This is a genomic window from Nitrobacter sp. TKz-YC01 (genome assembly GCF_047824785.1).
Classification (GTDB): Bacteria; Pseudomonadota; Alphaproteobacteria; order Rhizobiales; family Xanthobacteraceae; genus Nitrobacter.
This window is the reverse complement of record NZ_CP181167.1, coordinates 660322-682797: the sequence shown is the minus strand read 5'-3', so window position 1 is coordinate 682797 and position 22476 is coordinate 660322. Positions and strand designations below refer to the sequence as shown.

The window sequence follows — 22476 nt, the reverse complement described above, 5'->3', positions numbered from 1 at the left end:
CGCTTTCCAGTACGGGCGGCGCGATGACGGGCTCAGGACACGCGTGCGCACGATCTACAAAATCTGCCCGGATTCAGCCTGGCGGCAGGCCGAGCGGGACAGCGTTTTTCGCGGCAGCGCCGACGATATACGCGACGGCTTCATTCATTTTTCCACAGCCACCCAGGTCGAAGGCACGGCCCGCAAGCATTTCGTCGGCCAGACCGGGCTGCTCCTGATCGCGATCGACGCCGATGGACTGGGTGAGGCGCTGCGCTGGGAAATCTCGCGCGGAGGCGAGCCGTTTCCGCACCTCTACGGCGAGCTCGATCTGCGCCATGTCACCGCGGTATTGGACATGCCCGCGCGAGCGGACGGATATCACGATATACCGGAACTCGCGCCGTGATACGCGCCTTCGACAACCTCTCGCTACCACTGTTACGCTGGCTCGATCCCGAGGACGCGCATCGCATGGCGATCCAGGGACTGCGGCTTCTGCCGCCGATACGCCAGCGCGCCGACGATCCGAAACTGGCGGTTCGCGCTTTCGGCCTGAACTTTCCCAACCCGATCGGCCTCGCCGCCGGCTTTGACAAGAGCGCCGAGGTGCCGGACGCGTTGCTGAAACTCGGCTTCGGCTTCGTCGAGATCGGTTCGGTCACGCCAAGAGCGCAGCCCGGCAATCCCCGTCCCCGCGTGTTCCGGCTTGAACGCGACGGAGGCATCATCAACCGCATGGGATTCAATAACGACGGCGCCCACACCGTGCTTCGCAGGCTCGCGGCCCGCGCGCATTCGGGCGGCATCGTCGGAGTCAACATCGGCGCCAACAAGGATTCTGCCAATCGCATCGCCGACTATGTCAGGCTGATCGAAATCTTTGCCCCGGTGGCGAGCTACTTCACCGTGAACGTGTCGTCGCCCAACACCCCCGGCCTGCGCAACCTGCAACAGGCGGCGGCGCTCGACGAGTTGCTGGCGAAGGTGATCGACGCCCGCGAGCGCGTCCGGCAGAATGCCGGCGACACACCAGTGCTGCTCAAGATCGCGCCCGACCTGACGCTGGCGGAACTCGATGACGTCGTTCACACCGCGCGATCGCGCCGCATCGACGGCATGATCGTCGGCAACACCACCCTTGCGCGGCCCTCGACGCTACGCGATCAATCGCGCGCGAAAGAACAGGGCGGGCTGTCGGGACGACCGCTATTCCAGCTCTCGACCCGGATGGTGGCGGAGACCTATGTGCGCGCCGAGGGCGCGTTTCCGTTGATCGGCGTCGGCGGCATCGATTCCGGAGGCGCGGCGCTGACCAAGATTCGCGCCGGCGCCACCCTGATCCAGCTTTACTCGTCGCTGGTCTACAAGGGCCTTGGCCTCGTCGACGCCATCAAGCGTGATCTGATGTCGACGCTGCTGCGAACCGGACGCGATTCGCTATCGGAAATCATCGGCGCTGACGCCGCGACCATCACGGCGCAAGACTGGCCGGTGTAGGAATCATACTCTTTTATGGAGCATGATCTTATCCGAAAACCGGTTCCCACTTTGCGCTGGCGCGGCCCTTCGGGTCGGGATCATGCTCTAGAGCCTTTCCGCTTCTGATAGAATCAGAAGCAGGCTCTATGATTTTGTTTTGTCGCGTTTTCTTCACGCGAACCGGTGTCCACTTCGCTTGAAAACGCTCTAACGTCCGCGCGGCGCGCCGAACAGGCGTGACAGCAGCCAGATCGGGATCACGATGACGGCGCCGAGCAGGAAATAGCGCCACAATCCGTTGATCGCATCGAAGCCGAGATCCCAGACGCGTTCGACCAGCAGACGGATGCTTTGCACGATATTCCAGGGGTCGAAGCCGATCGCCGCGAGCATCACGCCAACCAGCGTCGACAGCAAGATCAGGCGAAACGCGACCGCCAGCGGCGAGCCGCCCAGGAAACGCGACAGGCTGTCGTGGCTGGCCCGCAAATTCCGGGTGTCGTCGTTCGGCATCAAAGCTCTCCTGCGGGCACAAGGACCCGCGCAACATAATCAGTGTGGGGCAGATGGGGAACCACCGTTCCGCCGTCAATGGCCGTTTGATCTGGTGGCTTCGGAGGCCAGCATCCGCTCCAGTGTCTCCAGCCGATCCGCCTCGCGCGGCGGCTTGTCCCAGCGCAATCGGTTGATCCTCGGAAAACGCATCGCCACCCCTGATTTGTGCCGGGCAGAACGCTGCAATCCCTCAAAGGCGATTTCCAGCACCAATCCCTGATCGGGCTCATGCAGGACATGGCGCACCGGGCCGAAGCTCTCGGTGGTGTTGCGGCGGACGAACCGGTCGATCCGCAGCAGTTCCTCGTCGGTGAAGCCGAAATAGGCCTTGCCGACGGGCACCAGCCGCTCGCCCTCCTCCCCCGTGGTCCAGACCCCAAAGGTGTAATCGGAATAATAGGACGAGCGCCTGCCGTGGCCGCGCTGCGCATACATCAGCACCGCGTCGATGACATGCGGATCACGCTTCCATTTCCACCACGGACCCTTGGGCCGTCCCGGCATGTAAGGCGCGTCACGGCGCTTCAGCATGGCGCCTTCGACAGCGTCGGCGTCAGCGCCCGCCGCGGCCGGATCGGCGCGAATTGCCGCAAGATCGCTCCATTTGGCGAAGGAGACCTGCGGCGAAAGGTCGATACGGGGATCGTCAAGCGCCGCGATGAAATCAACGAGCCGCCGCCGCCTGTCTTCAAATGGCAACTCGCGCAGATCATTGTCGCCGCCGGCGAGCAGATCGTAGGCGCGCAGGTGAACGGCACGATCTCGAACGGCGTGCAGGTCGGGTCGCCGACATTCTTGTAATCACCCGAGACGACGATGCGGACTCCGCCATGGGTGACCGCGATCTGCGCGGAGCCCAGCACATGACCCGCGGGATGGAACATGATCGCGACATCGCCCAGCCTGATCTCTTGTCCATAGGACATCGCCTGCGCAGAGCCCGCGAAATCATCTCCGTAGCGCAGCCGCATGATGTCGAGCGTTTCCGGTGTCGCCAGCACCGCCCCATGGCCGGGCCGGGCATGATCCGAATGGCCGTGGGTGACGATCGCGCGGTCCACGGGCCGCACCGGATCAATATGGAAGCCGCCGCGCTTGCAGTACAATCCGGCGGCATCAAGCATCAGAATGTCGTGCGGGCGCATGGGGGACATATAAGCGGACGCTTACATCGTTCGAGTCTGGGACCACCCGTCGATGCCGGCACGGGGACCGGCGTGGATGCGAGTTCACGGCGGCGATGGGAACGCCGTCGATCCGTTGGGCGGACGAAGAAGAGGCGCATTCCGGACGGAAGACGCGCGAGGAGAGCGTCATCTCTGATCTTGAAATATTCTCCCATTCTGCTCGTTGATGAAAACAGCCGCATTCCCCCGGTTATCGGCAAAGCAGGCCGTTTCTCGTTATTTTTCCAAACGGCTTGTCCGGACTGGACGCCTGCTCCACCATCATCCCATCAAATTTTCATAACCTGACCTTAGGTGATCGCCGCTCGTCGCGCCGGCCCACTTGGGTCGCCGGCCTATTTGGGTCGATGCCATCAGTGGAACGCACATGACACGTCTGCCCGTTCATACCGCCGTCACAGCTCCCGAAGCCGCCAGGGAACGAGTCCAGAATGCCGAGAAGGCGAACGGCTTCCTGCCCAACCTGATCGGACTTCTGGCCAACGCGCCGACCGCGCTGGAAACCTATCAGACCGTGAGCGGCATCAACGCGCGCGCCGGCCTGACGCTGGCGGAACGCGAAGCGGTGCAGATCACGGCGGCCACGACACACGGCTGCGGCTTCTGCGTCGCCGGTCACACCGCGATCGTCTATAAAAAGGCCGACCTGAAGGACGCCGCCGTCAACGCGCTGCGCGATGGCGTGCACGGGCCGGATGCGCGCCTCAATGCCGTCGCCGACTTCACCCGCGCCGTGATCCGCAGCCGCGGCCGCGTCGAGGACGCCGAATTGAACGCGTTCCGCGCCGCCGGCTTCAGCGACGCCAACGCGCTGGAAGTAGTGCTCGGCGTCAGTCTCGCAACGCTGTGCAACTTCGCCAACAATCTCGGGCAAACGGACATCAATCCGGAGCTTAAGCCTTACGCGTGGAATAATTCGACCACCGTTGCCGCCGAGTAACGGATGAAAGCATCGTCATGACACATGTAACCTCCGATCTGGCAGCCTCCGATCTGGAAGCCTGGCTAGACGCCAGCGCCTCCCATCTCGACACCACGACCGACACGGCCGCATCGGTTCTGCCGAAGCTCGCAGACGTCGGCCTGTTTCGCCTCGGCGTGCCGGTGCAATGGGGCGGCAGCGGCGGGCATGTCGACGATGCGGTCAAAGCCATCGCCGAGACCTCGGCCCGCTCGCTGACCGCGGGCTTCGTGTTCTGGAGCCATCGCACTTTCATCGAGTATCTGCTGCAAAGCCCCAACGCCGCTTTGCGCGAGCAGCTGCTGCCGGATCTTCTCACTGGCCGGCGCGGCGGCGCCACCGGCCTGTCCAACGCGATGAAATTCCTCTCCGGCATCGAGGAACTGTCGGTGCAGTCCCGCCGCAGCGGCACCGCGCTGCAGCTCGACGGTTACCTGCCGTGGGTGACCAACCTTCCCGCGACAGGTTTCGACGTCGCGATGGCTGTGAAGGGCGCGGATGGCGCGCCTGCCTTTATCGCAGCGCTGGCCTCCGACGATTCCGGCCTCGAACGCTCGCCCGACCTCGATCTGATGGCCATGCGCGGATCAAACACCGCGGCGCTCAAGATCGACGGCGTAAAGATCGGCGAGGATCGCATTATCCATCATCATGCGGCCGAGTGGCTTCCGAAGGTAAGGCCCGCTTTTCTGGCGATGCAGTCCGCGCTGTCGATCGGCCTGGCGCGCCGCGCGCTTGCGGAAGCAACCGCCAGGCTTCGCAACGATCGCGACATCCTGAGCGAGCCGGTCGCGGCGCTCGCCGCCGAACTCTCGACCGCCGAAACAGCGCTGCTTGAGGGTCTGGGTGGAGGCCGCTTCATCGAGCACCCGGCAAGCCTGTTCCGCCTGCGCATCCGCCTCGCCGAGATCGCTGTGCAGGCCGTGCAGTTCGAACTGTCGGCCTCCGGCGGCCGTGCCTATCTGTCCCAGCCCGGAGCGGGCTTCCAGCGCCGGCTCCGCGAAGCGGCTTTCATTCCGGTGCTCACGCCCAGCCTCATCCAACTGAAGCTCGCGCTTCGCGTTCAGGAACTGCCTGCGGCGGTCGGCGCGACAGCATGACCGCACTCGCACAAACCATCTCACCGGCATCGGATCGTCAGGCCACCGTTCTCGAAGCCGCGGGCGTTGTGCTTCATTACCCCGGCCAGCTGAAACCGGTTGTCGAGGCGTTCGACTTCGAGCTGGATGCCGGCGAGACCGTCAGCGTGCTCGGTCCGAGCGGTGTCGGCAAATCGAGCCTGTTGCGCGTGCTCGGCGGACTGCAGGAGCCGACCGATGGCACGGTGACGATGAACGGCAAGCCGCTGCGGGGCGTGCCGCCGCGCGTCTCCATCGCCTTTCAGGACGCGAGCCTGCTGCCATGGCTGTCGCTGGAGAAGAATGTCGCTTTCGGACTCAACTTCAAGCATCAGCCGCGCCTGACGCCGGAGGAGAGCAAGATCCGTGTTGATATTGCGATCCGTGAAGTCGGACTGACGCACGCGCGGCGTTACTTCCCCGCACAACTGTCCGGCGGCATGGCGCAACGCGCCGCGCTCGCGCGATGCCTGGCGCGCAAGCCTGAAATCCTGCTGCTCGACGAGCCTTTCGGCGCGCTCGACGAAGTAACCCGCACCGAGATGCAGCATCTGCTTTTGAAAGTCGTCCGCGATTTCCACACCGCGGCGATCCTGATCACCCACGATATCGATGAGGCCCTGCTCGTCTCCGATCGCATCCTGCTGCTCGGCGGAACGCCGGCGCGCGTGATCGGCCAATGGCGCATCGACCTACCGACGCCACGCGAGGACTACATCGCGGAGCTTGGCGCCCTTCGCGTCGAAATTCTTTCACGGCTGCGCGGCGCTACCGTGCGGCGCATCAACTGAACCGGCCACGCTTCCGGCGCGACGCGACCAGATTTACGAATCAAAGGACCGGCCATGTCGATCGACGAATTCTCCCGTTATGACGTCTCCCGCCGTCAGATGCTGCGCCTGTCGGCGCTGCTGACGGCCGGCGGCGCGCTGCCCCTTCTGAAAACCTATGAGGCGCGCGCCAGGGAAACAGATGTTCCGCTGCGCATCGGCTATCTGCCGATCACCGATGCGACGCCGCTTCTGGTCGCGCATGGCAAGGGGTTTTTCGAGGAGGCCGGCATCAAGGCCGAAAAGCCGGTGCGCCTGCGGAGCTGGGCGCAGGTGCTGGAAGCCTTCATCTCCGGGCAGGTGAACGCCGTTCATCTGCTGTCGCCGATGACGGTATGGGCGCGCTTCGGCAGCAAGGCGCCGGCCAAGGTGGTCGCCTGGAATCACACCAGCGGCTCCGGCCTCAGCGTTCTGCCGCACATCAACAGCGTCAAGGAGCTTGGCGGCACCACTGTCGCCATTCCGTTCTGGTACTCGATCCATAATGTGGTGCTGCAAATCCTGCTGCGCGAGAACGGATTGAAGCCGGTATCGAAACGCACGGGCGCCCCGGCCGCCGACGAGGTCAATCTCGTTGTGATGGCGCCGGCCGACGTGGTGCCCGCGCTCGCCGCCAAGCAGATCAGCGGCTACATCGTCGCCGAACCGTTCAACGCGGCGAGCGAAGCTCTTGGTGTCGGAAAGATCCTGCGCTTCACCGGAGATGTCTGGAAGGATCACGCGTGCTGCCTTGTGTTCATGCATGAACGCGATATCCAGCAGCGGCCGGAATGGGTGCAGCGCGCGGTGAACGCGATGGTCAAGGCGCAACTCTGGACACGCGAACATCGCGCCGAGACGGCGGCGCTGCTCTCCAAGGACAATCCCAGCCAGTACACCCCGCACAGCGTCGAGGTTCTCAGCAAGGTGCTGGCGCCGCCGGAGACCGACGATGCCGCCTACATCAAGGCCGGCGCAATCATCCATCCGGACTGGCGCGAGCGCCGGATCGATTTCCAGCCCTATCCGTATCCGAGCTACACCGAGGAACTGATCCGGCGCCTGCGCGATACGCTGGTCGAGGGCGACCGCGCGTTCCTCGATAAGCTCGATCCGGCGGCGGCCGGCCGCGAGCTCGTCGACGATCGTTTCGTCAAGAAGGCGGTGATCGCGGCGGGCGGCATGGCGGCGTTCGGCCTGCCGGAATCCTTTACCCGCACCGAGGTCGTGGCGGCGTGAGCACAAGCTGGCCAGGCGACAGCCTGAGCGGCGCCGCGCCTCCGAGGCCCGCGACGCTCGCCGGTCGTGCCGGCCGCAAGCCGTGGCTGACGCTGCCGGCGTTGACAAACAGCCTGCTCGGCATCGGCGGACTGATCGTGCTGCTGTTGCTATGGTGGCTCGGCACCGATGTCCTGGCCTCATCACAGGGATTCATCCGGCAATTCTCACCGACCACGGCCATCCCCGAGCTCGTAACCATCCTGGGACAGCCGGATCTGCTGGTGCATGTTCTGGTCAGTCTGCGCCGGGTGTTGATCGGCCTCGCTTTCGCGTTGTTGATCGGCGTGCCCGTCGGGCTCGCGGTCGGCAGCTATGGCCGCCTCAACACCGCGACCTCGCCGGCGTTTCAGTTCCTGCGCATGATCTCGCCCCTGTCGTGGATGCCGATCGCGGTGATGGTGTTCGGCGTCGGCGACCAGCCGATCTATTTCATGCTGGCGTTCGCCGCGGTGTGGCCAATTCTTCTCAACACCGCCGAAGGCGTGCGGCGGCTGCAGCCAAGCTGGCTCAGCCTCGCCGACAGCCTCGCCGCGACGCACTGGGAAACGCTGTGGTACGTGATCCTGCCCGGCGTTCTCGGCCATGTGCTGACCGGCCTGCGGCTGGCCGTCGGCATCGTCTGGATCGTGCTGGTGCCATGCGAGATGCTCGGCGTCTCGGCCGGGCTCGGCTACTTCATTCTCGACACCCGCGACCGCCTCGCTTATTCTGAGCTGATGGCCACGGTGCTGATGATCGGCATCCTCGGCTTCCTGCTCGATGCCGGAGCGCGAATGCTGTATCAAGCGGTCACCCGCAGCCGCACCATCTGACGCTGTCCCTGCCCGGAAAGGCAGGAACGACAAAACCCTCCCTGAAATTTTGAGCGAATGGCGTCCCGGAAGGGAGTCGAACCCCTGACCCCAGGTTTAGGAAACCTGTGCTCTATCCAGCTGAGCTACCGGGACTGAACGCCAAGCCATGCCACTTATCCGGCACATCGGCGCCTCGGGCAAGCCTTGAGCATCTGATCCGAATCGCATCGCTGATTCAAGAGGCTGGTGCCGTCGCGCGATCCGCTTCCACCAGGATCGAACCTCCTGCCGAGATGCGCTCCCGGCAAGGCCATTCAGGAGGGCTATAGGGTCCGCCGGCCAAAAGCGCCTTGTGATGTTCATACGGCGACCTTATCTTTCGCCGCGGGCTGGTGCGTCATCAGGAGACGATCATGGGTTTGCTCGACATCCTCAACGGAATGCAGAACGGCCCCCGCGGTCCAAGCCAGCCCAGCGCGGAAAGCCAAAGCGCGGAAAGCCAAAGCGGCGGCATGTCGCCGCTGACGTTGGCGATCCTCGCCGTGCTGGGCTACAAGGCGCTGAAGCACCTCACCGGAAGCCAGCCTGACACCAGCCCGGCGACCACCGCACCTCCGCCGCCCATGCCCGGACGCACCGTCAACGCCGGGCTGCCCGGCAGCTCTGGCGGCCTCGGGGACCTGCTCAAGGGCGGACTTGGCGGGCTGCTGGCGGGCGGAGCCGCCGGAAGCGTTCTGAGCGGTGGTCTCGGCGAGTTGCTGAACCAGCTTCAGAAGAAGGGCCATAGCGAGACGGCGAATTCCTGGGTCGGTTCTGGACCCAACAAGCAGATCGCGCCGCGCGACCTCGCCGATGCGCTCGGCGCCGACCAGATCAACGCGCTGACGACGCAGACCGGCCTGTCCCGGGACGAATTGCTCAACGAATTAAGCCAGCACCTGCCCGAGGTCGTCCACCACCTGACTCCCGATGGACGCCTTCCGACCGAAAGTGAGCTATCGCGATTGCTCTAGAGCGTTTTCGAGCGAAGCGGGCACCGGTTCGCGTGAAGAAAACGCGTCAAAACAAAATCATAGAGCCCGCTTTCGATTCTATCAGAAGCGGACAGGCTCTAGGATTGCGGCTCACACCCGCGGGTGCGGCCGCATGGACCGACCCATCGCGGGAAGGATCAGCGCCACGACTATTTCTGAGGAAGGACTTTCGTCATGAGCGGCATTCTTTGGATCATTCTTGTCGGCTTCGTCGCCGGGGTTATCGCAAAATTCCTGTCACCCGGCCCGAATAACCCGAGCGGATTCATTCTCACCACGGTGCTGGGCATCGCCGGTGCGTTTCTCGCCACTTTCATCGGGCAACAGATCGGCCATTACAGTCCGGATCAGGGCGCGGGCTTCATCACCTCGACCATCGGCGCGGTCGTGGTGCTGTTCATCTGGAACAGGCTGGTCGCACGCGGTGCGATTTCCGGTCCGAGATAACCCAACCCGGCCCTCGGACAACGCTCCGAGGGCCCCGAAGGGTGAGGAGACGGCTCTGAACGGTGTGGCTGCCAGATGACGGCCGGACCGCTTTGCTTTCGCAATCTCCTGTTCGCGATGCCCTGCGTCATATCGTTCGCTATCCCACCGGCACTTGCCGACGGATGCCAGCTGGACGTCCAGGGTGAAGGCGTCGTGAGCGCCGTCATCGACGCGCGGACGCTCCGCCTCGAAGATGGCCGCGACGTCCGCCTCGCCGGCGTCGAAGTGGTGGCGCTGGAATCGGATAATGGCCATTCAAGCCTCGCAGGGCTGATCGGCCGGCATGTGATCCTGCGCGGCGAGCACGGTGATCCCGATCGCTATGGTCGGCAATCCGGCTTCCTGTTTGTCGAACACGCCGCGGCTTCGGTGCAGAGCGAACTTCTGGCGCGTGGCGAAGCGCTGGCCTCCGCCGACGTTACCGACAAGGCTTGCGCGGCGGAGCTTGCCACGGCTGAGACGGCGGCGCGGCAGGCCCGTCTTGGAATCTGGGCGGAAGCATCCGTCATCAAAAGCGCCGAACGCCCGCACGAGATTTTGACGCGGATCGGGCGGTTTGCGATCGTGGAAGGTCACGTCCGTTCTGTCAGGCAGGCCGGAGGAACCCTGTATCTCAACTTCGGCCCACGCTGGACACGAGACTTTGCTGCGACTATTTCAAAACACACCATGCCTTCTTTCGAGATGGCAGGCGTCGCGCCGGCGTCTTTCGAACATCGGCGGGTCCGTGTCCGCGGCTGGGTCGATCGGCGCGGCGGGCCGCGGATCGAGGTGCTCCGCGTTGGGCAGATCGAAGTAGCCGGCGACTAGAGCATGCTCGCTTCTGATTGAATCAGAAGCGGGGCTCTATAATATTGTTTTGACGCGTTTTCTTCACGCGAACCGGTGTCCATCCTCGGGTCGAGCCCGAGGACATGCTTCGCTTGAAAACGCTCTGGCACCACTTTGGCAGATTTATTCACGCTGTTGCATTCTGGCGCCTTGTCTTCTGCAGTATGGGCATCGCTGATTTGTTGGTCGAAGAATGAGTTCGACGATGGCGCGGCGCACGGCTAGCAAACTCGGCTGTGGCGGTGGGCCGTTGCTTCTTTTTTCCGCCCCGCTGCGATGAGGCGGCGGGATTGCGGCGGGATTGAAGGAATGCGCAGGCGATCATCGTCATCAAGGCTTGCGGGTGTATCCGCATCGCGTCATGCAGGAGCATGGTGAGGTCAGCCGAGGCAAACGCGGCCGGGGCGGCGCGGGTGTGACGCCACGCGATGCAGCGACGACAATCGTCGCGGTCGCGAGTTCGTTCATTGGCGACGAGGTTATCAAGGGCGTGCGAGATTTTTCCGCGATGCTGATGCAGCTCGCGATCGAGTTGGGCATGCGCAACGATGATCCGACGCTCGGCATCAAGACGCTTAAAATCCGCTCCGATGGCTTCCAGATTTGGGGACCGGAGCACATCGAAAAATTCCGAAACCGCCATGCGATAGGCACCAAGGCGCGGCTGGCGCTCGAATTGCTTCTAAACACAGCGCAGCGGCGCAGCGACGTTGTGCGTATGGGTCGGCAGCATGTTCGCGACGGTATTCTCTCGATCCGGCAACAGAAAACCGGAACACTCGTCGAAATTCCGATCCTGCCCGAGCTGCAAGAAGCACTCGACGCGATGCCTGCGGATCATCTGACCTACCTCACGACGGAATACGGCCAGGCGTTCAGCGCCGCCGGTTTTGGAAACTGGTTTCGCGAACGGTGCAATGAGGCGGACCTACCGAAGGGCTATGCCTCGCACGGCTTGCGGAAGGCCGCAGCAACGCGCCTCGCCGACGCCGGATGTACCGATCACGAGATCATGGCGTGGGGCGGCTGGGAAACTCTGAAAGAGGTACAGCGCTACACCAAGGCCGCGAACCGCAAAAGGCTGGCGCAGAGCGGACGCGTGAAGCTCGAAACGCGAACATCAAGTGGCAAACCGGAGTGACGGGTTTGCCAAAATCGGACCTAAACCATTGAGAACGCTAATGGAAAAAAGTGGAATGGCGGAGGGAGAGGAACTGGGGTCCAACCTTCTCCACTTTTGCGCAGAACCACGTTTTCCAAGGGAGGCCCTGGACGGGTCTGAGGTACAGCGAGAGCAGCAGCATGGCCGTGACTTGCGAGGTTGCGCTCTACGCCACAGGCGGCGAATGCCGAGGCCCACCATCACGTCGCCGTTTAATAGCCACTCGGAAAGTTGGCCCGGTAAAGCACCAGGCGTATTGGCGAGGGAGCGCTGCAGCCAGCGCGCCACCGGGAAGTAGATGCGGTCGGAGCGGGCTGCGGCGGCAGCTGTGCTTGGGTATCGGATCGTCGGATGATTTCAATGGCGAACTTCAGGTTGGCGCCTTGTTCATCAGCTTAATGGGTTTTACCACCGAGTTAACTAGAGCGTTTTCGAGCGAAGTGGACACCGGTTCGCGTGAAGAAAACGCGTCAAATCAAAATCATAGAGCCCGCTTCTGATTCTATCAGAAGCGGAAGGGCTCTAGGGCCAGCCTTTGCGGATGGGCTCCAATACCATTGGAAGCTGGCGCTATCGGAAATTCGCCGCTGCGATGTGGCGCTTGCGAACAATTATCTTCTTGCCGCCGTCGCCGCGATCCCAGCATCCATGCCACGTCGTGGATCGTCTGGAATAGAAAGCGCGGCGCCAACTCCGACCTAGCCGCAGACCGTCTCCGAGTTGGACGGCTCCGACGCTCCCAACGCGGACGCTGCCGCCGCAAGTAGCGCGAGTATCAAGAGGTAGGAGCAGAAGTGCATCCCTGAAGGACCGCACTAACGCAAAGAGATTGAAGCCAACAATGGCACCATTGCCCTCTGGGTCGCGGTCTCAAGAAATTGTGAATTGACGTAGCCCTCGCATGAGCGAAGCATAAAGTAACTATGTTACAGTAATATGACGTGAAATCTCCTCGGATTCCCTCAATCGCGATTGGAGTGCGGTAATGAAATACCTAGCCATGGCGATTTGTGCAGCAACGATGCTAAGTACTTCGGCACTTGCTTTTTCGGGGAAAAACAATTGCGGCCGAGGTTGTGAGGGGTATGAAGGTCGGAGCTACCTAGCCTACGACTCAGGCGGCGGGTATACCCCAACACGCAGTAGAATTGGATATGCGCCGGCTTATAGCGGCCCTCGCCCCCGGATCCCTTTCCATGAACGCTGCTCGTTTACTAACGACCCGAGCTGTTAGAGCTTGGCTCTCGGCTCTGAGCGCACATGCTCCGAGCGGGTTTTTATAAGCTGGTCGAAGGATCCCGAAGCTGGCAAGAAACGGCTGCTCGCGACACGGTTCGCGCGGCGACCAGCGACGAGTTGGAGAAAATCCTTCGCAGGGCGACCCACGACCTAAAGTCGCTGCATAAAAGCGCTGGAGCTGCGGCTGCTCACAGGCGTGCGGAAGGGGACGATGATAAGATGTCCCGCTTCCGCTGCTGATCGACGCGACACCCGAGCGCCGTTAGTGCGCTTGATAGATTGATTACGTTCAAAATGCCCACTGGGTGCGTATCGCGTAGGCGTCCCACTTGGCACCGAGATCCTGATTGGCAAGGTTGGTTTTCGCTACCGTGCCGTGGATCCAGTTGAACATCACGCGCATATTGTCGTTGAGGTACCAGTTGAGGCCGACCGTGATGTTATCCTGCTTTCCGCCGAACACCAGGTTGTCGTTGAGATCCATGTAGCTGTAGCGCGCCGCGATCTCCCAAGCGCCGATGCCGCCTGTCACGTCCCAGAAGAAGGGATTGTTCGGGTGCACACCCCCGAAGGCAGCGTCATGTTGGAGATATTTGCGCTTCTCGCCGGTGAGGATGTAGCCGGCCTGAACGTAGCCACCCTTGAAATGGAGATCGGAATTCCCGAATCGTGAAACGCTGTAGTCGAAATATTCGCCTTGGCCGTGGAAACTGCCGATGGCACCGCCGACTTCGGCGCTCAGCACCCGCACGTCATCGACATTCTGGATTGTTTGGGTGTCCAGCACCCGGGTCGGATCGATGCGAAGTTCGATGCGTTCGCGCAACCGGATGTCATTGACGCCAGGGGCGCCGCCGGTCTCGGCGAGATAGAGCACCTCGCCGCCGAACAGGAAGGTAGCGACATCGGTGTTGATCGGCGTGATAACCAGACGGCCGACCGCTGAATAGGGTACGCGCAGCGAGTGATCATAGGCGCGCTCGGGTCCCGTCAGGTAGGCGCCGGCCCACCACCACTTGTCGTAGGTCGTGACCCCGACGGCGGCGCGTTGGCCGCCGGCACCGAGGTCGGCAGCCATCACTTGCGCAGAGGAGCGCTCCATGAATGTGATGTTGTTCGAACTGGTGGCCTGTTCGAGGCTCCACATCACTTTCATGTAGCCGAGGTCGATGCTCGTGTTCTTGAAGCCCCTGTACGACACAAAGGCGTTGTTGATCGTCCCTGAGCCGTCCTGGGAGCCACCGAATTCGCCGATCAACGCATAGGTCCAGTCGCGCGCGAATTTACCGACGATGCCGATGCGGGCGCGCCGTGCGTTGACGCCGTCCTGCAGATCCTGCGGCACCGTTGCAGCCGAGTTCGGCGTGTAGTTATAGCCCCCAACATCGAAGTGCAGGCGGCCGGTGATGCCGACGCAGTTGAATCCATCCGCGGTGCAGAAGCGGGGGGAACCACCTTTCATTGACACTAGAACGTCCGGTGGTGCGAACGTCCCCTTTGTCGGCATGTAACCGGCGCTGGCATTCAGAAAGGTGTTCTGCCGAACGCTTTCGAGCTTCTTTTCCAGCACGCTAATTTGCTTTTGCAGATCCTCGACCTGCTCCGGTGTCACGGTCTGTCCGCTCGCCTGTGCGGTGCTGACTGCGCCGACAAAGGCGATCGTTCCAAGAAGCAACGCTTTGCTTACCGAAATAAATTTCCCGTGCTCTCGGCGCACCACCCCTTTCCAAGACATTGCGTTGGCCGTCATTCTTGATCGACGAATGTTTTGCTTCTCGCCCCACCTCAGCATCAGACACACTTCCAGTTCTAACTTTACTGGGCCGGACCTTTACGAGGGTTTCATTACAGATATACGACAGCCCGCGGGAACAAACAGAGGGATTCCATGCGCTTGCGACACAGCGTGACGCTGCTGGAAGCGAATTTCGTCACCGGCTGGGCGCCAGCGCTGTCGGAGATGTCGGCGGTCGTCAGACTGACCATCAGCAGCCGCCCGTCGGTATCGACGGCGATGTGGCGCTTGCGCCCGACGATCTTCTTGCCCGCGTCATAACCTCTTGTTTCGGCTTGCGGGGCCTTGACCGACTGGCTGTCAATCACCGCCGCGGACGGGCTTGCCTCGCGTCCCGCCCGCTCCCGGTCAACCAGCGCCACGTCATAGATGGTCTGAAACAGGAAACGGCGCGCCAACTCGCGGAACCAGCCGTAAACGGTCTGCCAAGGGCCGAAATGGATCGGCAGCATCCGCCAGCCACAGCGAACCAGATAGCGGATCGCGTTCAACACCTCTCGCAGGTCTGTCCACCGCGGGCTCAACTGAGGTGGACCCGCTTGGTGAGACAGTTTGGCGGCCTGGCTAAGGTGGATCGGGTTCGTTTCTACGCCGCCAATTGCTCCGTCATTTCCGCCATAGCATGGACTTCGTCGGGCGTCCTGCCGGCGAAGGTCGAGTGCGGGCGTCGCCGGTTGTAATAGTCTATCCAGGAGCCGATGCCGCAGCGGGCTTGGCTTCCCGTTTCGAATGTGCTGAGGAAGACGCACTCATATTTGAGGCTGCGCCACAGTCGTTCGATGAAGACGTTGTCCATCCAGCGGCCGCGCCCGTCCATGGAGATGCGGATGCCGGCATCCTTCAGCGTCGTCGTGAAGGCGAAGCTAGTGAACTGCGAGCCTTGGTCGGTGTTGAAGATGTCGGGCCTGCCATGGCAGGCGATCGCCTCTTCGAGAGCGGCAACACAGAAGTCGGCATCCATCGTGTTCGACAACCGCCAGGCCAGGACCTTGCGGCTGAACCAGTCCATGATGGCCACGAGGTAAAGGAAGCCGCGCCGCATCGGGATATAGGTCACATCGGCACACCAAACGTGATCCGGCCGCTCGATCGCCAGGTGCCGCAGCAGGTAGGGATAGATGCGATGCTGCGGATGCGGCTCGCTGGTTCTCGGCGCCTGGTAGATCGGCGACAGACCGATCTTGCGCATCAGCCGCCGGACCCGCTTGCGACCCACGCACCAGCCCTGACGCCGCAGATGCCGGGCCATCTGCCGGGAGCCATACCAGGGCGTCTCCATGAAGGCCTCGTCGATGGTGCGCATCAGTTCGAGGTTCTCGGGCGTCTCGCCGGCGGGCTGTCGGTAGAACGACGCCCGCGAGATCGAGACCAGTTCGCACTGGCGGCGGATCGAGAGCCGGTTGTGATCGGGGTCAATCATCATTCTCCTCCGATCCAGGCTCAGCGATCGAAGGCCTTGGCCAAAAAATCCCGCTCAACGACAAGCTGGCCAATCTTGGCGTGCAGCTTGGTCACCTCGGCTTCCCGGCCGACCTGCGCATCAGCAGCCTTGTCGTCGAACGTCTTGGCCAGGTTCTCGATGGCCTGCCGTTTCCACTGCGTAATCTGGTTCGGATGAAGCTGGTGCTTTGTCGCCAGTTCCGAAATCGTCCGCTCGCCACGGATCGCCTCAAGCGCAACCTTGGCCTTGAACTCAGCCGTAAATCGTCTGCGTGTCTTCATACCGGATCGTCCTTTTCATCGGGCGATCCACCTTATGCCCCTGTCTCAGAAACCGGCACCACCTCAATCCGCCGACCACTCCTCACCCGTCGGGTCACTCGGCAGGAAAAGCGATATTCGGCCTATTCGTGAGGGCGACCGACGGATCATGGGTCGGACGGCGAGTATTACGATACTGGGGCAGCGCGAGACGTTTCAATTCCTCCATGGAAGGCCGATTGGGGCAGCCGCGATATAAAGGCCCGCTTTTTCAAGATCAGGGGAAGGCGCCATTTCAGTAGCTCATGTTTAAAATTGCTCACTTTGGGAACCTTCGTTCCTTGCTGCCAACGAACGCCTTGACGGATTGGACCGGACTCCACACTTTAAAATAAGCCAACAGTTTCGTTGGTGTGAGGCAGAGGAGATACGATGACTCCACCTGCAAAGTTCGCCGCAGTGAACGCTGCTGCAATGTTCGGGCTCTAGCATAGCGGCTCATATACGAACACATTCCGGGAGCGGCCTATGGGCCACATCAGTAGGGCATGGCCCAACTTGGCCCCTCGCGGAATGGTTAGCGGTTTTTAGTCAACCGCCGCGGCGACGTATACCTTTGAGCCTCCCGCCGCATCGACTTCGAAATCTGAAACCATTTTAGGCCTCTCGGTTTTCGCTGCCGGCTGGATGTAGCGCCTGTGTGTACCAAAACTTACACGGGCGTAGCGGCGATGAAGTCCGCCGGGGATGGCGTGTAATTGATCGCAGCAGTTTCGCTGAACCGGCGAGAAGCCAGTGCATTCTTGTTCACCGATTGATGAATTCGGACCAGTATCATATTCGACACAAGATTTGAGCAGCCAACGCAGATGCGCCTCTCCCCCGACTATGATATGCGTCCCACACTCACCCCGGTTCGATCCGATCAGCCGTTCGGCAAGCCCTTTTGCCAAGGTAAAGATAGCGCTCGTCCAGGATTTTTATGGTAGGCAATCGGCATATGACAACGCGGCCAAATATTTGAACCCGATTGCGAATAGAGCCCTTTGGGGACATTATCCAATTTTTCTGAAGAGAGTAGCCTGAGATCCGGAGTGAATGCGACATGCAGCCTGTTCAGTCTCAGCTGGTCATCGGCCCTGGCGATGACGATTTGGAACTGGTTCGTCGCGCCCGTGCGCGTGACGAAAGCGCGATACGCGCCATCATGCAGGCGAACAATCGCAAGCTCTATCGGATCGCCCGCGGCATCTTACGCAACGACAGCGAGGCCGAAGATGTCGTGCAGGAAACCTACGTTCGTGCCTTCACGCATCTGGAGAGCTTTCGTGGCGACTCTCGCCTCGCGACCTGGCTGGCGCGCATCGCCATGAACGAGGCGCTCGGCCGGCTGCGCCGCCAGCGCCCGAGCGTCGACTGGACCACGCTAGAAGAGCCGGGAGGGTCGAGGGCCCAGATCATCCAGTTCCCCTTGTCCGCCGTTTCCGATGACCCCGAAAAAACCATGGCTCAGCGCGAAATACAGCACATCGTCGAGCAGGCAGTCGATGAACTGCCCGAGGCGTTCCGCATCGTCTTCATCACCCGCGTGATCGAGGGAATGAATGTGGAGGAAACCGCCGACATTCTCGATCTCAAGCCGGAAACCGTGAAGACGCGGCTTCATCGTGCCCGCGCGATGTTACGGGCGAATGTGGAAAAGAAGATCGGCCCGGTCATGATGGAGGCCTTTCCTTTTGCCGGCAAGCGTTGTGCGCGCCTGACCGACGCGGTTCTCGGCCGGCTTGGTCTGACCAAATAATTCGGGAACCTACTCCGCCGGGCCGCATCCAATCCTGTGTGTCGCAACAAAACGCCCGGCGATTCCAATCGCCGGCGTCACAGGAGTATCAAAAATGCTTTTTCGACTGAGCGCGGCGATTGGCGCCGCAATGCTGCTGAGCAGCGGTGCCTTCGCGCAGAGCGCCAAACTCACCGATCCGCAGATCGCGCATATTGCCTACACCGCCGGCGTTATTGATGTCACCGCGGCGAAGCAGGCGCTTGAGAAATCCGATAACAAGGATGTGAAGGCTTTCGCTAACGATATGGTGCGCGATCATGAGGCGGTGAACGACAAAGCACTCGCGCTGGTCAAGAAGCTCAAGGTCACCCCCGAAGACAACGACACCAGTCGCACGCTGTCCAAGAACGCCGCCGCCAAACTCCAGGAGCTATCGAAACTGAAGGGTTCGGCGTTCGACAAGGCTTACGTCGACAACGAGGTCGCCTATCACCAAGCGGTCGACGACGCGCTTGAAACCCTGCTCATTCCGTCGGCCAGCAATGCCGAGCTGAAGAGCCTCTTGCAAACCGGGCTGAAGATTTTCCAGGGCCACAAGCAACACGCCGAACAAGTCGCGGCCGAACTGAAGTAGGGCGCGCCATGAAACGGGACGGATATCTCTCGATTGGTGCAACCTCTGCAATCAAGGCAGTGAGCATCCTGGGTCTGGGAATCGCGACCTTGGGGCTATCCGTTCCGGCGCGCGCGGCGACGGTGCGAATTTCGATACAGGACCTCGTTTTCATGCCGGCCGCGACCGCGGTCAAGGTCGGCGATACCATCGAATGGGTCAATGAGGATATCTTCGCGCATACCGCGACGGCACGAAATGGCGACTGGGACGTGACGCTGCCGCCGCAAAGAACCATCAGACTCGTGCTGAAGAAAGCGGGGACGATCGATTACTATTGCCGCTTTCATCCCAACATGAAAGCCAGATTGACGATCGCGCCGTAGCAGCGGCGCAGACACAACCGCCGCTTGGCGTAGGTGTGCGGGCCCGGTAACCCGGCAGGCGATCTCGGCGGGCGAGAAGTTGGGCCAGCGTCAGGTGACCTCTGGCACGTCACGCCAATGGCGGTGGAAGGTCGTGATCATGTTGTCCTCCGGCAAACGAAAACCCCGCCTCCGGGGGCGGGTACAGTTGGGATGGGGTGATGGTGCGGCCTACGGGCTACCGCCGAAGATCTTCAGCTTGATGGCGATGCCAGCCATCAGCGCGATCAGGAAACCAGTGGTGATGATACGCACCGTTGTTTGTACGGCGGTGCGCTTGGCGAGCCGAAATCCGGCCAGCAGCGAACGAAGATCCCGAATGTCCTCCGCGGCATCCTTGCCATTAAGCCCGACCTCTTGCAGGGCGCGTCGCGCGCCAGTTTCGGCTGCGCGTGCCAGCAGCACCTCGAACTCGGTCTCTGATATGCGGAACTGCTCGTTCGCTTCCGGCGGCGTCAAGGCGGTTCTCCCGGTGATTTTGATATTCGGTTGCGGAGCTGCTCGCGGCCGTTCAGGTCGCGACACCAACCTCACACAACATGGTAATGAAGCGGCCGCGACGTTCCATGTCGGCTGAGGTGCGGATGTTGTAGATGGTGCCGGAGCGGACCTCGATCAGCCGCCATTCGGCGGTGATGGTGGTGGTCTGGGCATCGAAGCGCACCAGGATCAGCGCCGGCTGCACTTCCTGCAGGCGGGCAGCAATGACGGTCTCGCCGCCTTTCGATGGAAGGATGCAGGCATCGCGCTCGAACTGCGCAACCCACATGCCGACGGTATTGCCGTAACCGTCGTCGACTTCCTCGCGCTTTTCGAAGCTGACGCGGTCGCGCAGATCGTTGGCGGAAATGTTGGTCATCAGAGCGGACGCGCCCGATAGGGAGCAATGAGGACGTGGACGACACGGTCGATGGCGACGTCGATGCTGGTATCCGCCCCATCGAACAGGCGCTGCACGATCAGCAGGATAGCTTGCCGGATGGGCTCCGGCACGTCGGCCGCCGCGCCATAACCGGCAGTGAATGTAATCGAGACGGCATCAGCGCGATGGAAGGTGACCGGCCAAACTTGTCCTGGCCGCAGGGTGACATAGGCACCGCGCGCGTCGGCAAACAGATCGTAGACGCCGGCGTCCAATGTCTGCTGCACATTGCCGCCGTCGAAGTAGCTCACGCTGACGATCGCGATCACCGGCGATACTGGCAGCGGCAAGCGATCGGCAAAGCCGGCAAAATCTTGCCGCCAGGTTTGCGTCACCAGCGCCCGGCCGAGGATACCGGCATAGCCGTCGAGATATGCCGTCGCCGCCTTGATCTGGGCGGTGATCAGATCGTCCTGGTCATCATGATCAACACGCAGATGGGCCTTGGCCTCGGCCAGCGACACCGGCATGGTCGCGGGCGCAACCGTGCGGACGGGAGCGAGCATGGCTGTCTTCCAACAGGTTGATGAACGGGGGCGGCCAGAATGTCGGCGCTGCCGACTATCTGGCCGCTCTGACCGATCAGGCGACCGGCGCGTCGTGGGGATGGCCGAGCGCAAAGATCGCACCGGCGGCGATCGACGTGCCGGAGGTCTTGGTGATGACCGCGCGGATATAGCGCTTCGAACCCTTGTAGCCCTGCTTGTATACCGTGCTGGCCTCGAGTGCTGCCGGCAGAGATCCAAGCAGATTGCCGACTGCCACATCGGCAAAATCGCCATCCGTGGTCGTGTCGCTTTCCTGCATCGCGACGACAAAGAGGCCATCGCCAGCAATCGCGCCGGTATTGATGATCAGGGTCGCGGAATTGAAGCCTTGCAGGTCGGCATGGCTGCCCTTGGTGGTGGCGGTGACCACGGCGGGAACTAGCGATGCGGCGAGGCCGAGGCCGGAGATACCGTCCTTCATGACAGAAGTCCTTTCGATGAATGGGAATGGTGAAGAGACGGGCAGCCGCAGCCGCCCGTCATGAGGATCAGGTGCTGATCTTCAGCAGTTTCAGGGCCTCGAAGTTGACGATGCCACCGCCAACGCGTTTGGTGGTGTAAAACAGGACGTTCGGCTTGGAAGTGAACGGATCGCGCAGGACACGAATGCCGACGCGGTCGACGATCAGGTAGGAGCGGCTAAAATCGCCGAAGGCGACCGGGAACTTGTCCGCCTCGACCGCCGGCATGTTGTCGTCAGTGTAGACCGGCTTGCCAAGGATGGTGGCGACTTCTGCCGCACCTGAAGGCGGCGCCCAAATATAGGCCCCTTCCGCATCCTTGAACTTGCGCACCGTGTTCATGGTCGCATCCGACATCAGCCATGACGCGCCGTTCCGATAGCCAGACTTGAGCGCATAGTAGAGGTCGATCAGCGCGTCAGCTGAGCTGGCCGAAGCGGTCGCGGCAACAAACCCATCCGACTTGCCGGAAGCGACGAAGCCGAGCTTGCCCCATGCGTAGGACGCATTCGCCACCTTGTCGTAGGCCAGGATGCCGCGCGGCTTGTTGATGCCGTCGCCACTGGCAAAGGCAGCCCCTTCCTGCTCGGCAAACTCGATGGACACCTCGTCGGCCAGCCAAGCCGCCAGATCGATGCGGGCATCGTCGAGCGAGGTTTGCGTGGCGCCCGGCATGGCGTAGATTTCGCCGGTATTGATGGCGATCTCGCGCAAGGTCGGCGTGGCCGTGCCGGAGCGGCTGTCTTCCTCGCCAACCCAGCCCGACGTCGCCCCACCCATATTGACCAGCTTCTTGTAGGTATTGGTCGAGATCGAGATGGTTCGGGCGAGCGAACGGATCGTCGACACGGCGCCAAGCACCCGGTCGATTCCGGCTTCGGTCTCTTCCGGTACCAAATAGCCGCCGTCAGGATCGGACTGCGTGGTCAGCTTGGCCTTGACCTCAAGATCACGCAGGCCGGCATCCACACCACGCCGGAAGAAGCGATCGAATGCTTGGGCATGTTCGCGCTTATCGGGATCAGTTGTTCCGCCAACACCGCCGACCTTCACTGCTGCGAGTGCGGCATTGGTTTCGTCGAGCGCCTTTTGCAGGGTGGTGATCTCGGCATTGATGCGGTCGACCTTTTCGGTCTGCACCACATCGGCCATGCCGGCCTTGATGTCAGCGAGTTCCTTGTCCCGTTCGAGCTTGAAATCCTCGAAGGTCTTCTGCAGTTCGGCGAGGATCTTGGTGGCGTTGCCGGAATCCGCTCGCACGCCAATAATCCCGCGAACGCGGGTGTTCAATTCGATACCCATGATGG

The 22476-nt window shown here is 61.8% G+C and carries 22 protein-coding genes, 1 tRNA gene and 4 pseudogenes; 14 read left to right on the top strand and 13 right to left on the bottom strand.

Annotated elements, in window-relative coordinates; translation table 11 throughout:
• Positions 1-43: 43 nt before the first annotated feature.
• Complete coding sequence (locus ACMYR2_RS03210) at positions 44-388, top strand: DUF952 domain-containing protein (protein WP_347264389.1); 345 nt, start codon at positions 44-46, stop codon at positions 386-388.
• Positions 385-1479 (top strand): quinone-dependent dihydroorotate dehydrogenase, encoded by a 1095-nt coding sequence (locus tag ACMYR2_RS03205; protein WP_141382618.1) that lies wholly within the window; start codon positions 385-387, stop codon positions 1477-1479. The genes ACMYR2_RS03210 and ACMYR2_RS03205 overlap by 4 nt, the downstream gene beginning before the upstream one ends.
• Positions 1480-1668: 189 nt before the next feature.
• Here ACMYR2_RS03205 and ACMYR2_RS03200 read toward each other — a convergent pair whose 3' ends face one another.
• From ACMYR2_RS03200 to ACMYR2_RS03190, 3 genes and pseudogenes are all read right to left on the bottom strand, one after another.
• Positions 1669-1974 (bottom strand): DUF6460 domain-containing protein, encoded by a 306-nt coding sequence (locus ACMYR2_RS03200; protein ID WP_141382619.1) that lies wholly within the window; start codon positions 1972-1974, stop codon positions 1669-1671.
• A gap of 75 nt (positions 1975-2049) precedes the next feature.
• Positions 2050-2769 (bottom strand): annotated as a pseudogene (locus ACMYR2_RS03195) (ATP-dependent DNA ligase); the annotation flags it as partial.
• Positions 2769-3161: pseudogene (locus ACMYR2_RS03190) on the bottom strand (DNA ligase-associated DEXH box helicase); the annotation flags it as partial. The pseudogenes ACMYR2_RS03190 and ACMYR2_RS03195, both read right to left, overlap by 1 nt.
• Positions 3162-3570: 409 nt before the next feature.
• Here ACMYR2_RS03190 and ACMYR2_RS03185 point away from each other — a divergent pair.
• From ACMYR2_RS03185 to ACMYR2_RS03165, 5 genes are read left to right on the top strand one after another with little or no spacing between them, the layout of a single operon-like run.
• Positions 3571-4143 carry a carboxymuconolactone decarboxylase family protein gene (locus tag ACMYR2_RS03185; protein ID WP_347264388.1) on the top strand — a complete coding sequence of 191 codons (573 nt, stop codon included), beginning with the start codon at positions 3571-3573 and terminating at the stop codon, positions 4141-4143.
• A 17-nt stretch (positions 4144-4160) separates the two neighbouring features.
• On the top strand, positions 4161-5264 hold the full coding sequence (locus ACMYR2_RS03180; protein ID WP_347264387.1) for an acyl-CoA dehydrogenase family protein: 1104 nt from the start codon (positions 4161-4163) through the stop codon (positions 5262-5264).
• Positions 5261-6073 (top strand): ABC transporter ATP-binding protein, encoded by an 813-nt coding sequence (locus ACMYR2_RS03175; protein WP_347264386.1) that lies wholly within the window; start codon positions 5261-5263, stop codon positions 6071-6073. The genes ACMYR2_RS03180 and ACMYR2_RS03175 overlap by 4 nt, the downstream gene beginning before the upstream one ends.
• Before the next feature lie 54 nt (positions 6074-6127).
• Entirely contained in the window at positions 6128-7330 is a 1203-nt protein-coding gene (locus ACMYR2_RS03170) for an ABC transporter substrate-binding protein (protein WP_416193678.1), read from the top strand.
• A complete protein-coding gene (locus tag ACMYR2_RS03165) occupies positions 7327-8184 on the top strand; it encodes an ABC transporter permease (protein WP_347264384.1) in 858 nt (285 codons plus the stop codon). Before ACMYR2_RS03170 ends, ACMYR2_RS03165 begins: the two co-directional genes overlap by 4 nt.
• Before the next feature lie 58 nt (positions 8185-8242).
• Here the strand turns inward: ACMYR2_RS03165 and ACMYR2_RS03160 are convergent.
• Positions 8243-8319 (bottom strand) — tRNA-Arg (locus ACMYR2_RS03160).
• Between the two features lie 260 nt (positions 8320-8579).
• Between ACMYR2_RS03160 and ACMYR2_RS03155 the strand changes: the two genes are divergently transcribed.
• From ACMYR2_RS03155 to ACMYR2_RS03145, 3 genes are all read left to right on the top strand, one after another.
• Positions 8580-9179, top strand: coding sequence for a YidB family protein (locus tag ACMYR2_RS03155; protein ID WP_347264383.1), 600 nt, complete (start codon positions 8580-8582; stop codon positions 9177-9179).
• A 195-nt stretch (positions 9180-9374) separates the two neighbouring features.
• Positions 9375-9647 carry a GlsB/YeaQ/YmgE family stress response membrane protein gene (locus tag ACMYR2_RS03150; RefSeq protein WP_347264382.1) on the top strand — a complete coding sequence of 91 codons (273 nt, stop codon included), beginning with the start codon at positions 9375-9377 and terminating at the stop codon, positions 9645-9647.
• 75 nt (positions 9648-9722) lie between these two features.
• Positions 9723-10499 carry a thermonuclease family protein gene (locus ACMYR2_RS03145; RefSeq protein ID WP_347264381.1) on the top strand — a complete coding sequence of 259 codons (777 nt, stop codon included), beginning with the start codon at positions 9723-9725 and terminating at the stop codon, positions 10497-10499.
• A gap of 148 nt (positions 10500-10647) precedes the next feature.
• Here the strand turns inward: ACMYR2_RS03145 and ACMYR2_RS03140 are convergent.
• A pseudogene (locus ACMYR2_RS03140) lies at positions 10648-10869 on the bottom strand (IS701 family transposase); the annotation flags it as partial.
• A 12-nt stretch (positions 10870-10881) separates the two neighbouring features.
• Here ACMYR2_RS03140 and ACMYR2_RS03135 point away from each other — a divergent pair.
• Positions 10882-11661, top strand: a complete 780-nt coding sequence (locus ACMYR2_RS03135) for a tyrosine-type recombinase/integrase (RefSeq protein WP_347264380.1) — start codon at positions 10882-10884, stop codon at positions 11659-11661.
• 1549 nt (positions 11662-13210) lie between these two features.
• Here ACMYR2_RS03135 and ACMYR2_RS03130 read toward each other — a convergent pair.
• The 3 genes and pseudogenes from ACMYR2_RS03130 to ACMYR2_RS03120 all read right to left on the bottom strand — a co-directional run bounded on the left by ACMYR2_RS03130 (position 13211) and on the right by ACMYR2_RS03120 (position 16438).
• Positions 13211-14671 carry an OprO/OprP family phosphate-selective porin gene (locus ACMYR2_RS03130; RefSeq protein ID WP_347264419.1) on the bottom strand — a complete coding sequence of 487 codons (1461 nt, stop codon included), beginning with the start codon at positions 14669-14671 and terminating at the stop codon, positions 13211-13213.
• Positions 14672-14853: 182 nt separating this feature from the next.
• Positions 14854-15231, bottom strand: a pseudogene (locus ACMYR2_RS03125) (transposase); the annotation flags it as partial.
• A gap of 71 nt (positions 15232-15302) precedes the next feature.
• Positions 15303-16438, bottom strand: a protein-coding gene (locus tag ACMYR2_RS03120) for an IS3 family transposase (RefSeq protein ID WP_416192834.1) whose coding sequence is annotated in 2 segments (ribosomal slippage) — positions 15303-16168 and positions 16168-16438 — 1137 coding nt in all. Because the reading frame shifts where the segments join, the coding sequence is not laid out codon by codon here.
• 1084 nt (positions 16439-17522) lie between these two features.
• Here ACMYR2_RS03120 and ACMYR2_RS03115 point away from each other — a divergent pair.
• The 3 genes from ACMYR2_RS03115 to ACMYR2_RS03105 all read left to right on the top strand — a co-directional run bounded on the left by ACMYR2_RS03115 (position 17523) and on the right by ACMYR2_RS03105 (position 19199).
• Positions 17523-18218 carry an RNA polymerase sigma factor gene (locus tag ACMYR2_RS03115; RefSeq protein WP_416193677.1) on the top strand — a complete coding sequence of 232 codons (696 nt, stop codon included), beginning with the start codon at positions 17523-17525 and terminating at the stop codon, positions 18216-18218.
• Positions 18219-18312: 94 nt separating this feature from the next.
• Positions 18313-18834, top strand: coding sequence for a DUF4142 domain-containing protein (locus tag ACMYR2_RS03110; protein ID WP_416193676.1), 522 nt, complete (start codon positions 18313-18315; stop codon positions 18832-18834).
• An 8-nt stretch (positions 18835-18842) separates the two neighbouring features.
• Entirely contained in the window at positions 18843-19199 is a 357-nt protein-coding gene (locus ACMYR2_RS03105) for a cupredoxin domain-containing protein (protein WP_416193675.1), read from the top strand.
• A 210-nt stretch (positions 19200-19409) separates the two neighbouring features.
• Here ACMYR2_RS03105 and ACMYR2_RS03100 read toward each other — a convergent pair whose 3' ends face one another.
• From ACMYR2_RS03100 to ACMYR2_RS03080, 5 genes are all read right to left on the bottom strand, one after another.
• Positions 19410-19697 (bottom strand): DUF6127 family protein, encoded by a 288-nt coding sequence (locus ACMYR2_RS03100; RefSeq protein ID WP_416193674.1) that lies wholly within the window; start codon positions 19695-19697, stop codon positions 19410-19412.
• A 52-nt stretch (positions 19698-19749) separates the two neighbouring features.
• Positions 19750-20097 (bottom strand): phage head closure protein, encoded by a 348-nt coding sequence (locus ACMYR2_RS03095; RefSeq protein ID WP_416193673.1) that lies wholly within the window; start codon positions 20095-20097, stop codon positions 19750-19752.
• Positions 20097-20666: a head-tail connector protein gene (locus tag ACMYR2_RS03090; RefSeq protein WP_416193672.1), complete on the bottom strand. Its 570-nt coding sequence runs from the start codon at positions 20664-20666 to the stop codon at positions 20097-20099. The genes ACMYR2_RS03095 and ACMYR2_RS03090 overlap by 1 nt, the downstream gene beginning before the upstream one ends.
• A gap of 76 nt (positions 20667-20742) precedes the next feature.
• Positions 20743-21129, bottom strand: coding sequence for a hypothetical protein (locus tag ACMYR2_RS03085; protein WP_416193671.1), 387 nt, complete (start codon positions 21127-21129; stop codon positions 20743-20745).
• 67 nt (positions 21130-21196) lie between these two features.
• Positions 21197-22471 carry a phage major capsid protein gene (locus ACMYR2_RS03080; RefSeq protein WP_416193670.1) on the bottom strand — a complete coding sequence of 425 codons (1275 nt, stop codon included), beginning with the start codon at positions 22469-22471 and terminating at the stop codon, positions 21197-21199.
• Positions 22472-22476: the final 5 nt, after the last annotated feature.